The following is a 12,797-nucleotide window of genomic DNA, read 5'->3' on the forward strand; positions in this document are numbered from 1 at the left end:
TTTTTCAGACGACCTGGTTGTTTTGTGCAACCAGCCAGCCGACCCCGCGGACGTTTTGAATCGCTTCTTTGCCGAGTTTTTTGCGTAAGGCATGAATCAGGAAGTCAACGGCGTTGCTTTCGACTTCTTCACCCCAGCCGTAGATTTTGTCTTCCAAATCGCTGCGCGACAGAATCATGCCCGGACGCAGCAGCAGGGCTTGGAGGACGGCAAATTCTTTGTTGCTGAGCATGATGGCCTGTTCCTGCCCGACCACTTCCGCCTGATGGGTGGAAGGGTTGAGCGTGATGATGCCGTTGCTCAGCAGCGTTTGCGCCTGTCCGCCGTGTCGGCGCAATACGGCGCGCATACGGGCTTGCAGTTCCGCCATGTCGAAGGGTTTGACGATGTAATCGTCTGCGCCGCCGTCTAGGCCGTTGAGCCGGCTGTGCAAATCGTCGCGCGCGGTCACGATTAAGACGGGCACGGTACAGCCTCTGCTGCGGATTTGCGCCAATACGTCCAAACCGTCTTTGCCGGGCAAACCCAAATCCAAGAGCAGTAAATCGTATGCCTGCGCCGCCACTGCTGCGGCAACTTCCGAACCGCGGCTGACCCAATCGACAGCGTAGCCGGTGTCTTTCAGATTGGCACTGACGGCTTGGGCAATCATGGCATCGTCTTCAACCAATAATACGCGCATGGAAGTTCTCCGTGAGGATGGGTGGATAGTGATTATAACTGCACTCAATTAGTAAAAATTTAGGAACTATCGAAAAACTGATTTTTTGCAAAAGAAGAGGCCGTCTGAAATTCGGTTTTCAGACGGCCTGTATGCTTCAATCCCGATTATTTAGGGTTTTTCTCAATCAAGGCAACCAATTGGTCGATATAGCCTTGAACAAAGCCGCGCGCAGATTCGATGAGCTGGCCGTTGTCGTCAAACAGGGTTGGAGAGTTGCCGAGGAACACTTCCGGTTGGCCGGTCAGCGGCATATCGAAATATGAGAGGGCAAGGCGCAGATTTTTTTGCGCGCTATAACCGCCCATTTTGCCGACAGAATGGCTGATGATGCCGGCCGGTGTTTTTTTCCAGGCAACATCGGCATTGGGTTTGGAGCCGATGTCGATGGCGTTTTTCAGGCATGCTGGGACGGTACGGTTGTTTTCAGAAGTCACGAACAATACGCCGGCAGAGGCTTTGATGGTTTCACGGAATTCGGTATAGCTGGATGGAGTGGGGAAGTCGGTAACGGCAGGATCGTCGTAGTCGAAGTTGTATAAAGGCAAATGGCCGATTTCGACGATTTGCGCTTCGTAGCCTTCGGGGAACATGGGAATGACGTTTTGTGCGATTTTTCGTGCAAACGAGCCTTTACGCAGGCTGCCGATCAAGATGCTGACTTTCTTTGACATGTTTTTCTCCTGTTTAATAATAAAAATGAAAACAATTTTAAATTTTAGTGTTATCTGGGGAAGCGGTCAAGGTTTCAGACGGCCTGTCAAAACGGTTTATGCTAAAATAACGGTTTCGCTGATATTTCAAATTATTATGCACGCTTCTGATTCGCAAGAGGACGTAACGGCACACGAATACTATGCCGACAACCCCGACTTTCCTGCTAAAACCATTGTCGCCACCTTATTCATCGGCGCATTTTTCGGCTATCTCAACGACACGCTGCTGAATGTCGCGCTCACGCCGATTATGAAAGATTTCGGTGTCGATAAGACCACGGTTCAATGGCTGACGACGGGCTTTTTGCTGGTCATGGGGGCATTTACGCCGATTACGGCAGGCGTGATTCAATGGTTTGAAACGCGCAAAATGGTGCTGTTTACGCAGGCAACGTTTTTAGCAGGATCGCTGATTTGCGCGTTTGCACCGACGTTTGGCGTATTGGTGGTCGGTCGGATGGTGCAGGCAGTGTCTGCCGCGTTTTTTGTCCCGCTTCTGTTTAACGGCGTATTGTCGATTTTCCCGCCCAACAAGCGCGGAACGGCGATGGGCGTCATTACCATGATGTTTACCGCCGCGCCTGCAATGGGGCCGACGCTGTCGGGCATCATCATCGACCATACGCATTGGCGCGTACTGTTTGGCTTTACCGCGCCGTTTATGTTGGCGGCGATGGTGCTGGTGGGTAAATATTTGACAGTCAATTTGAGTAACATCAGCCGTCCGAAAATTGATATGTTGTCGGCCGTGTTGTCAATTGCGGGCTTCGGCGGGCTGGTTTATGCGAGCAGTAATTTTGCCCATATGCCGCTGGTGGAATTTATCCTGCTCTTTGCTGCTTCCGTTGTGCTGGTGGGGTGGTTTGCGCACCGTCAGTTCCGTTTGGCTACGCCGTTGTTGAACCTTCGTGCGTTTGAATACAAACAGTTCAGATATTGCGTTGTGATTTTGGCCGGTGCGATATTCCTGTTCTTGGGTTTGGAACTGATGGTGCCGATGTATACGCAGCAAGTGTTGATGCTGACCGGTACGGCAACCGGCCTGATCCTGATGCCTGCCAGTATTGCCCAAGCGGTTGCCGCGCCTTTGTTCGGCAAATTGTTGGACAAAAAGGGCGGACGCTTTGTCGTTTTGCCAGCAACAGTGATGCTGGTGGTGTCGCTGTCGGTATTGTGGCTGTTTTTACAAATTGATACGCAGGTGGTGATGCTGACGGCGATGTTTACGCTATTGGCGCTTTCCGTGTCTGCTTGTGTAACCGGCGAAACCCATGGTCTGAACGCGTTGCCGAAAACGCTCAATCCGCACGGTGCGGCAATTTTGACTACCATCAACCCGATTGCCGGTGCCATCGGCGCGGCGTTTTTCGTCGGTGCGACCAATATCGGCGAGAAACTTTCCAGCGCAGATATGCCGCAACAGGCAATGCTGGACGGTATCCATTTGGCGATGGGTTGCGCTTTGGTTGTCGGTGTTGTGGTCGTCATGTTTGCTTTACGTTTGAAAGCGCATCAGAAATAAAGAAAAAGGCCGTCTGAAACGTTCAGACGGCCTAAGCACCTCGTAAGAATTTATAAGATTTTGTAACACAATGAAGTTAAAATGTATTTTATCAATCGGCCTGATGATGGCGGTTTGTCCGTCATGGGCTTTGGATTTCGGGCGTATTCCTGAAAATGAGATTTCTGTTTATGTGCAGGAATTGGACAGCGGCAAAGTGATTGCCGAACACCGTGCCGATGAATTGCGCAATCCTGCTTCGACCATGAAGCTGGTAACGGCGTTTACCGCGTTTCGTATGTTGGGCGGTGATTATCGTTGGAAAACTGAGTTTAAAACCAACGGCCCAATCAAAGGCGATACGTTGAAAGGCAATGTGTATTGGGTGGGGAGCGGCGATCCTGTGTTTGACCAGCATGATTTGGTGCAAATGCAGCAACAGATGCGCGATAAGGGCATACGCCATATTGACGGACATCTGATACTCGACCGCAGCCTGTGGGGCGATGTGAAGAATCCGGATGATTTTGCTTCCGATTCTGCCGAAAGTTTTATGACGCCGCCCGATCCCAATATGTTGGCGTATAAAACCGTTGAGCTTCGTGCTGCAAAAGAAGAAGACGGAAGCTTGGTCATCCGTACCAATCCGCCGCTGCCGAATCTGAACATTCAAAACAGATTGACGCTTGAAGATAAGGAAGGGAAGTGCAGTGTTTTAAAAAACTACATGAAGACTGCCTATAAAAACAATACGCTGACCGTATCGGGCAAGCTGCCGGAAAGCTGCTTGGGCAAAGAGCTGTATCTGAATATGTACAGCATGAAAGAATATGTCGGCAAAAGTTTTGTGAACCAATGGCGTCAACAAGACGGTACGGTTTCAGACGGCCTGACAACAGGTGTCGCGCCTCATGACGCGCATGTGTTGGCAAGCCATCTCTCCAAACCACTTACCGATATTCTCACCGATATGAACAAGCATTCCAATAATCTGATTGCCCGTTCGGTTTTCCTTAAATTTGCCGGAAACATGTCTGATTACAAACTGGCGCAGACTAAGGCCGCCTCTATCGTAAAAAGCGAGCTGGCGGTTGCCGGTATCAATACGGAAGGGCTGGTGTTGGAAAACGGCTCAGGCCTGTCCCGCGTTGAACGGCTCAATGCACGCATGATGGCGCAAATGTTGGAAAAAGCCTACTTCAGCCCGTTTAAAAACGAGTTTATCAGTACGCTGCCGATTGCCGGTAAAGATGGCACGCTTAAAACACGCTTAAAACAGCCTGGTGAAAACCTGCGCCTTAAAACCGGTACGCTTAAAGATGTCCGCGCATTGGCTGGGTATTGGTTGGGCGAAAAGCCGTTGCTGGTTGTCGTTATTATTAACAGCCAAAAATCGACCGATTATTTACGCGACTTGGATAAGCTGGTGTCTAAAATTGTTCAGCCCGGTGGCGAACATTGGATTGATGCTAAGGCTTCCTGCATGATTAGGTATCAGGCTTGATAAGCTAAAAAAGGCCGTCTGAAAATGTATTGACGTTTTCAGACGGCCTTTGTGTAAGAAGGGGAAGCAAGTATTTATGTCTATTTTGAATAGATGATATAGGGATTTGATGAATAAGCGTTTGGTGTAAATCAGCTTGAGATAGATGATCTTTTAGGATTTAAACCATATGTCTGCTTTATTGCGTTGCCCTGTTTTATATGTATCTAAATAGCTGGATTTTTTTATAAAAAGGCATAGGGTACAGACGAAAAAAATACCGGTAAAAACCGGTATTTCTTATTTTTAACTTGATGGCGCGGCGGACGGGGCTCGAACCCGCGACCCCCGGCGTGACAGGCCGGTACTCTAACCAACTGAGCTACCACCGCGCATCCACTGTCAGAGACAATGAAAAGGAAAGTGGTGGGTGATGACGGAGTCGAACCGCCGACATTCTGCTTGTAAGGCAGACGCTCTACCAACTGAGCTAATCACCCGAAAAAGGGAGATACTGAGAAATCAGTATTTTTAAATAATGGCGCGGCGGACGGGGCTCGAACCCGCGACCCCCGGCGTGACAGGCCGGTACTCTAACCAACTGAGCTACCACCGCGCATTCACTGTCAAAGACAATGAAAAAGAAACTTGGTGGGTGATGACGGAGTCGAACCGCCGACATTCTGCTTGTAAGGCAGACGCTCTACCAACTGAGCTAATCACCCATGCGCAAAATTGCGAAGACGCTATTAAACCAAAAAATCCTGATACGCGCAAGATTTATTTGCCGATTATTAGATATCTCCCTGCAAGCACCAGTTTTCAAAGGAAATAATTTCTTCCTGCTTGCCTGCAACAACCAAAATATCGCTGGCTTCCAGAACGAAATCAGGGTCAAGGTCCTGGATTTTTCCGGTATTGCGGCGGATAAACAATAGTTTCAGATAATGCGCTGCCAATGGCAATTCACGGATGGTTTTGCCGATGGCGTGTGCCTCGCCTTGCAATGGGAAGGCATGGCGGCAGACGGCCTTGCTGTCTTCGTCGGAGAAACTGTCATCATCACTGCCGACAAACAAGTCTTGCAAAGATGCATAGCGGCTGTGACGGATGTGGGTTATGGTTTGATAAACATGGTTGTAAGAGAGACCGTGACCCAACATGGCATAGCTTGCCAGCACCAGGCTGGTTTCTTTGGTATCGGAAACGGTTTCTTCTGCACCCATTTCGGTAAAGGTTTTGACATAATCGTCATTCGTAGCGCGAACATAAACCGGCATGCTCGGATGCATAGACATGATGTTGCCGAGAACATGTTGTGTTTCATGCATATTGTTCAGCGTGATGACCACCATTTTGGCGCGTCCCAAGCCGGCGGCTTCCAAGACTTCACGGCGTTTGGCATCACCAAAGGAAACCGGCTCGCCTGCGTTGCGTGCCACTTGTACGCGGGCAATGTCCAAGTCAAGGGCAAAGTAGGGGATGCCTTCTTGCGCCAATACACGGGCAACCGATTGGCCGCCGCGTCCGAAACCGATAATCAGGACGTGTTCGGATTTGCTCATGGTTTCCACCAGCATGGAGTGTAAGTCCAAGGCTTTCATGTCCCAGTCGGATTTGACGAAGCGGCTGACGATGGCATCGCTGCTGCCCAAAATGAATGGTGCGGCAATCATGGAGAGCAAGACGGCTGCAGTGGCTGCTTGTTCCAATTCGGGCGAAACCATATTGATTTTGCTGGAAATAGCCAGCATCACGAAGCCGAACTCGCCGCCTTGTGCCAAATAAAGCGCACTTTTGAGGCTGTCGCTCGTAGGGTTTTTCATGCGCAAAGCGATGATGAAGACGACCAGTGCTTTTAAAATCAACAGGATTGCCAACAAAATCAGGATTTGCTGCCAGTTGCCGATCAGCGCCTGAATATCGAGCTTCATACCGACGGTAATGAAGAAGAAGCCCAGCAGGATATCGCGGAATGGACGGATGTCGTCTTCCACCTGAATACGGTATTCGGTTTCGGAAAGCAGCATACCGGCGACGAATGCGCCCAATGCCATAGACAGGCCTTCAAGCTCTGTCAGATAGGCCACGCCCAAAGTAACCAGCAAAACGTTGATCATGAAGAGTTCGGACGATTTGCGTTTGGCAACCAGTCTGAACCAGCGAGACATCACACGGCTGCCGATAACGAACAAAATACCCAAGGTCAGCAACATTTTCAAGCCGGCTAAGCCCAGCTCTACCCACAAGTTGCCTTCGCTGCCGCCGGCAAGTGCCGGAATCAGAATCATCAGCGGTACCACGGCAATATCTTGCATCAGCAAAACACCCATGGCCATTTGTCCATGTGGCTGACCCAGCTCGGTTTTCTCCGACAGAATGCGGCTGACGATGGCGGTGGACGACATGGTCAGTGCGCCCGCAGTGGCAAACGCCCAGTTAAACGGCGTGCCCATTGCCATCAAAATGCCCATAATCGAGAGCATGGTAATGATGACTTGCAAACCGCCCAAGCCGAATACGAGGCGACGCATGGCTTTGAGTTTGGGTAGGGAGAATTCAAGACCGATGCTGAACATCAAGAATACAATGCCGATTTCGCCCAAATAGTCGGTAGCGTGGCTTTGCGGAATCAGTTTGAACATACCCGGGCCGGCAATAAAACCGACCAAAAGATAACCGAGCATGGAAGGAATGTTGAACTTGCGACAGCAGATAACCGTAATGACGGAAACCAACAGGACAATGACAATGGGACCGAGGGAGAATTCGTGCATAGAGTGGGCGGCCTTTCGTTAAAAGTAGCTATTGTTATATAGGCCGTCTGAAACACGTCGAAAACCGACAGCAAACCCAAATAAAAACGCACAGAATGAACTTCATTTCTGCAATTTGATTTCCCGTATCATGCTTATTTGGACTTACTGTTTCGAGCGTTATCTAACGGATTATTAAGATTATATCAAGATAGAATGTAAAGTAGTGTTTTGATTGACAAAAAGGGCCGTCTGAAATATTCAGACGGCCTTTAAATAAACAAACGGTTTAAGGCATCAACATGCCGCCGTTGACATGAAGTGTCTGACCGGTAATGTATTTTGCCTGATCCGAAGCCAAGAATAAGACTGCATCGGCAATATCTTGCGCTTCACCGAATTTGCCCAAAGAAGTTTGCGCTTCAAAGGTTTTGCGGGTTTCTTCCGGCAGGGCGCGGGTCATATCGGTGTCGATAAAGCCGGGGGCGACGCAGTTGACGGTAATGCCGCGGCTGCCGACTTCACGCGCCATAGATTTGGAGAAGCCGATTAAGCCTGCTTTTGCGGCTGCATAGTTGGTTTGGCCGGCATTGCCCATCACGCCGACAACAGATGTGATGTTGATGATGTGGCCGGCACGCTGTTTCATCATGCCGCGCAATACGGCTTTGGATGCGCGGAAGACGGATTTGAGGTTGACCTGCATGATGTCGTCCCACTCTTCCTCTTTCATGCGCATCAGGAGGTTGTCGCGGGTAATACCGGCGTTGTTGACCAGAATATCCAGTTTGCCGAATTCTTTCTCGATGTCGGCAATCAGGTTTTCGATGGTTTCAGGCTCGGCAGAATTCAAAGCACGGCCTTTGCCGCCCCATTGTGCCAAGCGTTCGCCGATTGCAGCCGCGCCACTCTCACTGGTGGCTGTACCGATAACTTTTGCACCGGCCGCAGCCAAAGTATCGGCAATCGCCGCACCAATACCGCGCGATGCGCCGGTTACCAAAGCGATTTTGCCGCTCAAATCTTGTGTACTCATGTTTTATTCCTTAATTGCGATTGGGAAAATGGTTTCAGACGGCCTTATTTACCTGGGGAGGGTGCTTGATACCGTCGTTTGTTGATTCTTCGTAATAAATATTCTCTGTAGTATGCCCATGCTTGCTTTTTTTGTCCTTGTTTCCAAAGCCGTTTGGCTACTTGTCTAAATTTCCTTTTAGGATTTGGAAAGGGCAACCAAGTTGATAGAGGTTGTTCTAGATATCCGTTATTCCATGGGGAATTCTTAAAATATTGATCATATGCAGGGTGGAAGCCTAATTGATGCCACGGTTTGATATGGCCAACAAAATGGACTAAGCGGATATTGTTGGGATTGTCGATTAATTCACTGTATTTTTGATGCCAATGTATCCAGTTAAAGTTTTCTGAAAGCCAGTGTACATGACCTATACAGGCTAAATTCAAAATATCTTGGTCTGGACAGGAGAGTTTAAAATTCTGTTTTTCTACGGCTTGCATTTTTTCAGACAAAATTTTATCTATTGCCATATCATTCCATTTGTCAATATTGAATAGAATGACCCCAGAGTTGAAATAAGGCTCAGTATCTGTAAAACCAAATTGATTGAGTTGTTTTATATATGCTCTGTATAAGATTGCATCAGGTACGGCGGCAATCAAAGAATTTGAAATGTCGATTTCAAATAAATCATCAATGTTACCCAAGCACAGTACATCAGTATCTAGATAAAGTGCAGTATGAGCAATACCTTTTAATAAGCAAGGGATACTCATACGGTAATACATAGCGATAGTAAAATAATGGGTAGTTTGCAGGGTAGAAAAGTATTCTGTATTTAAATGGTAAACGCTTATTGAGTAGTTTTGATTTGATGTTTCAATTTGATTAAAAATATTAAAATCATAACCTTCTGAACCGCTAACTAACAAATGAAAATGTATTGGACTGGTATTGTTTTGCAGCACAGAAAGTAACGCAGTGCCGATGTGTTTGATATAGTTTTGATCGGCTGCATAAACAATATGTTTCGGCTGTTCAATGAATTCTCGTTTGCGGATATGAACAGTTTCTAATACTAATTTTTCTCGATTAAACATTTAAATTCTCCACAACTTCTCTATCGATTCAGGTAATCCGATAGGGATATTCGGTTCAATATCAAATGCGCAGCTGATCCAGTTGCTGAAGCTGTATTTGTGTTTCAGACCGGGGGCAAGCGGTACATACGGCAAGGTCAGGAAGGCTTTGAGTTCGTCAAGGTTGCTTCCATTCCAGTAGAACATATTGTTCGGGTGATAAAAATCGTAATGTACGATGGTCGGATTGGTCGTAATCAGTTTTTTGTCTAAACCGATCGCTTCGAAAATCCGTAAAGAGAGGCCGTAGTGCTTGCGGTTGAGGAAATCTACCAATACGGAGGATTTGGCCGCTTCTTCTAAGTTTTGACGATAGGAGAGGGCGTTTTCAAATGAGAAGAACTCGACTTCGGGAATGCCTAAAGCCGCTTTTTCTTCTTCGATTTTCTTACTGGCCAAGCGGAAATCTATTTCTAAACCGATTGAACGCGCAGCTTCGCAAAATGCACGGATGTCATTGTTGCGGTCGGCAGCGTACGAACCGATAAACAAGATTTTGTTTTGCGGGTTTTCAGACGGCCTGAAGCTGTCAAAGTAGAAGCTGGTGGTTGGAAAGAGTTTTTCGGTGTATTCGGGGTGTTTGCCTTGGTCAAATGGATCGAAAAAGTAAAATTTGTCGAAAAATTCGATGTTGTCGAAGTCTTCTTTTAAGAAGGTCAGGGCTTCCCAGTTGTAGTACACCATCAATTTTGAATGCGCTCTGAGCTTGGCGATGAAGTCTTTCGGGTAGGCGCCCAGCCAAATCATGAAGCAATAATCCGCTTGTTCGGGATGTTCGCTTAACAGGGTATTGAGGCGTTCTTCTACGGCGCGGAACATGGTCCGTTTTTTGAAGTCTTTTTGTCCAAGAATATTTCGATACCAGATTTTTTTCAGCCGTTGAAATACATTTTTGTATTTGAACTCTTTTTCTTCATAGGTCAGGGACAGCACTTCAAATCCGCATTTCTCCAAGTTCTCAATAATGAGTTCGTGGATTTTGAAGAGTTCCGGCATGGCGAGAATGACTTTTTTCTTACTCATAATGTATTCAATATAATATTTTGTCAGGCAGGTATATTTGCCATAGGCAATAGAGTTAATCAATGCCGAGCAGGCGGTTTAGCCATTGTGTAAACGAATAATAGGCTTTGATTTCAGGGGCAGGTTGCTGATACGGACGTGCCAAAAATTCAGGCAATGCGTCTAAATTACCGCCGTCCCATACGAACACGAGGTCTGGGTGGTATAGGTCGGTTTCCAAGATATGTTTGTTGGTGGTAATCAGTTTTTTATCGAAACGCAACGCATCAAAGATACGGAATGATAAGCCGTAATGTTCGAATTGTGCAAAATCGACGACTGCACCGCAACTTTGCACTTGGCTGAGGTTTTCTTCAAAGCTGAGGATGCTGCTGCGGTCGAGATAGCGGATGCCGTTGTGTCCGAAGGCTTTTTCAGCCCTGTCGTCTTTGCAGTAGATATGAAAATCCAAGGGTAGGTTGAGGCGTTCGGTTTCTTGGATAAAGCGTTTGGTTTGCTCTTCGCGTCTAAATTCGTAGCCGCCTAAAAAGTAGAGTTTGTTGGTGGGCGCATATTCCGCTACGGGAAAGTCAAAGTAAAAATTGGTGGTGGCTTTGAAATGGCATTGTGGATATTTTTGAATATCGTCGGGGTCGAAAACCCAGCATTGGTCAAAATAATCCAAATATTCAATAATGTCTGGGAAGCGGCCTACGCCATCCCATTGATAATTCACGCAAACATTGCTGTGTTCGCGGATGGTGGCGATAATCTCTTTGGGGTAAATATTGGCGCGGATACAGAGCGCATAATCGGCTTTTTTGCCGTTTAGCAAGGCCAATTTTTGCTGAATGTCGTCGAGGTGGCGGCTGTATTTGAGGTATTTTTTATAGTTGCCGTCTTTGGTGATGTGTTTGTGGTAGAGGTTTTTGAGTCTGCTGCCTAAGTTCGGATAATAGGAATCTCGGTCGTCATAGCACAGATTAATGACATTAAAACCAAGAAAACGCAGATTTTTTTCGATACATTGATCCAGTCCGTACATGTAGGGAACGGCAAGAATAATGGTTTTTTTCATAATGTATTCGGATTGGAGTGGGCTGATTTTTCAGACGGCCTTGCCTGACAGGATAGGCCGTCTGAAAACGTTTTACTGGGCTTCGATAAATGCAGCCACTTGGTCGGCATTGGTCAATGCGCTGCACGCGGCTTCTTTGTTGATGCGTTTGGCGAGGCCTGCGAGGACTTTGCCGGGGCCGCATTCGGCGGATTCGGTGATGCCTTCGGAGACAAGTTCGTTGACGGTTTCTGTCCAGCGCACTGGGCTGTACAGTTGGCGTACCAAGGCATCTTTGATTTTGTCGGCATCATCGTAAGAGGCAACATCGGCGTTATGAATAACGCGGATTTGCGGTTGTTTGATGGTGATGTCTTTCAGTGCTTCGGCAAGTTTTTCCGCTGCAGGCTTCATGAGGCTGCAATGTGAAGGAACGGAAACAGGCAGCGGCAGGGCGCGTTTGGCTCCGGCTTCTTTGGTGGCGGCCATGGCGCGTTCGACTGCGGCAGTGTTACCGGCAATTACGACTTGGCCTGGGGAGTTGAAGTTTACGGCTTCAACGATTTCGCCTTGTGCGGCTTCGGCACAAATGGCTTTTACTTGTTCATCTTCCAAACCCAAGATAGCGGCCATTGCGCCTACGCCTTGTGGTACGGCGGATTGCATGAGTTCGGCACGCAGGCGGACGAGTTTGACCGCGTCTGCGAAATCCAATGCGCCGGCAGCGACGAGGGCGGTGTATTCGCCGAGGCTGTGGCCTGCAACAACGGAAGGGATTTTACCGCCGGCTTCCAAGTAGGCGCGGTAGGTGGCAATACCGGCAGCCAGCATGATGGGCTGGGTGTTGACGGTTTGTCCGATTAATTCGGCATCTTCGCCGTTAATCATTGCCCACAGGTCTTGACCCAATACGGCGGAAGCTTCGTCAAATGTGGCTTTAACGATGGCTTGCTCGGCAAAGCCGTTCATCATGCCTAGGCTTTGTGAGCCTTGTCCGGGAAAGAAGAATGCGAAAGACATGGTAATTCCTTATTGGTTTGAATGTTTGAGGGTGTCCGCCAGCAGAAGGAGGGTGGCGACAGTATTGGTTGCGGCGGTCAGCCGGAAGGTGCGGACAAATCCGGGTTTGCTGGTTTTGTGCCTGAATGCGAGGCTGCCGCAATAACCGCCCGTCCAGCCACCAAGCAGGTTGAGCGGATGCAATTTTGCTTCGGGTATGCGTCTGCCGTGGTTGCGTGCGCGCTGTTTGTCTTGGTAGTAAAGCAGGAAAACGTATGCACTCAGTGCGAGATAGGCGATTGCCAGTTTGGGCAATATTACAGCCGTTATGCTTAAAAACAGGCTGCTGATGCAGAGTGCAAACGTTAGGGATTTCATGGGTTTGAGCAGAATAGGCCGTCTGAA

At 48.1% G+C, this 12,797-nt stretch carries 11 protein-coding genes and 4 tRNA genes; 2 read left to right on the forward strand and 13 right to left on the reverse strand.

Annotation, left to right across the window (positions count from 1 at the left end):
• Nucleotides 1–4 precede the first annotated feature (4 nt).
• Nucleotides 5–682 carry a response regulator gene (locus ACTHTU_RS05105; protein WP_440361949.1) on the reverse strand — a complete coding sequence of 226 codons (678 nt, stop codon included), beginning with the start codon at nucleotides 680–682 and terminating at the stop codon, nucleotides 5–7.
• Between the two features lie 146 nt (nucleotides 683–828).
• Nucleotides 829–1,395, reverse strand: coding sequence for an NADPH-dependent FMN reductase (locus ACTHTU_RS05110; protein WP_440361950.1), 567 nt, complete (start codon nucleotides 1,393–1,395; stop codon nucleotides 829–831).
• 136 nt (nucleotides 1,396–1,531) lie between these two features.
• Between ACTHTU_RS05110 and ACTHTU_RS05115 the strand changes: the two genes are divergently transcribed.
• Nucleotides 1,532–2,959, forward strand: coding sequence for an MFS transporter (locus tag ACTHTU_RS05115; protein WP_440361951.1), 1,428 nt, complete (start codon nucleotides 1,532–1,534; stop codon nucleotides 2,957–2,959).
• 70 nt (nucleotides 2,960–3,029) lie between these two features.
• A complete protein-coding gene (dacB, locus tag ACTHTU_RS05120) occupies nucleotides 3,030–4,442 on the forward strand; it encodes a D-alanyl-D-alanine carboxypeptidase/D-alanyl-D-alanine endopeptidase (protein WP_440361952.1) in 1,413 nt (470 codons plus the stop codon).
• A gap of 294 nt (nucleotides 4,443–4,736) precedes the next feature.
• On the opposite strand, the gene ACTHTU_RS05125 is transcribed toward dacB, so the two are convergent.
• The 11 genes from ACTHTU_RS05125 to ACTHTU_RS05175 form a co-directional block, all read right to left on the reverse strand.
• Nucleotides 4,737–4,813 (reverse strand) — tRNA-Asp (locus ACTHTU_RS05125).
• Between the two features lie 32 nt (nucleotides 4,814–4,845).
• Nucleotides 4,846–4,921, reverse strand: a tRNA-Val gene (locus ACTHTU_RS05130).
• 39 nt (nucleotides 4,922–4,960) lie between these two features.
• Nucleotides 4,961–5,037: transfer RNA gene (locus ACTHTU_RS05135), tRNA-Asp, on the reverse strand.
• Between the two features lie 33 nt (nucleotides 5,038–5,070).
• Nucleotides 5,071–5,146: transfer RNA gene (locus ACTHTU_RS05140), tRNA-Val, on the reverse strand.
• Between the two features lie 69 nt (nucleotides 5,147–5,215).
• Nucleotides 5,216–7,198 carry a cation:proton antiporter domain-containing protein gene (locus ACTHTU_RS05145; RefSeq protein WP_440361953.1) on the reverse strand — a complete coding sequence of 661 codons (1,983 nt, stop codon included), beginning with the start codon at nucleotides 7,196–7,198 and terminating at the stop codon, nucleotides 5,216–5,218.
• Between the two features lie 268 nt (nucleotides 7,199–7,466).
• Nucleotides 7,467–8,213, reverse strand: coding sequence for a 3-oxoacyl-ACP reductase FabG (gene fabG / locus ACTHTU_RS05150; protein WP_440361954.1), 747 nt, complete (start codon nucleotides 8,211–8,213; stop codon nucleotides 7,467–7,469).
• A 44-nt stretch (nucleotides 8,214–8,257) separates the two neighbouring features.
• A complete protein-coding gene (locus ACTHTU_RS05155; RefSeq protein WP_440361955.1) occupies nucleotides 8,258–9,295 on the reverse strand; it encodes a glycosyltransferase family 8 protein in 1,038 nt (345 codons plus the stop codon).
• Nucleotides 9,296–10,357 (reverse strand): hypothetical protein, encoded by a 1,062-nt coding sequence (locus ACTHTU_RS05160; protein ID WP_440361956.1) that lies wholly within the window; start codon nucleotides 10,355–10,357, stop codon nucleotides 9,296–9,298.
• A gap of 55 nt (nucleotides 10,358–10,412) precedes the next feature.
• Nucleotides 10,413–11,414, reverse strand: a complete 1,002-nt coding sequence (locus tag ACTHTU_RS05165) for a hypothetical protein (RefSeq protein ID WP_440361957.1) — start codon at nucleotides 11,412–11,414, stop codon at nucleotides 10,413–10,415.
• A 72-nt stretch (nucleotides 11,415–11,486) separates the two neighbouring features.
• A complete protein-coding gene (fabD, locus tag ACTHTU_RS05170; protein ID WP_440361958.1) occupies nucleotides 11,487–12,413 on the reverse strand; it encodes an ACP S-malonyltransferase in 927 nt (308 codons plus the stop codon).
• Nucleotides 12,414–12,422: 9 nt separating this feature from the next.
• Nucleotides 12,423–12,770 carry a DUF1294 domain-containing protein gene (locus tag ACTHTU_RS05175; protein ID WP_440361959.1) on the reverse strand — a complete coding sequence of 116 codons (348 nt, stop codon included), beginning with the start codon at nucleotides 12,768–12,770 and terminating at the stop codon, nucleotides 12,423–12,425.
• Nucleotides 12,771–12,797 lie beyond the last annotated feature (27 nt).

Origin of the sequence: Neisseria sp. P0020.S005, from assembly GCF_051957055.1 — a bacterium.
Classification (GTDB): domain Bacteria; phylum Pseudomonadota; class Gammaproteobacteria; order Burkholderiales; family Neisseriaceae; genus Neisseria; species Neisseria subflava_A.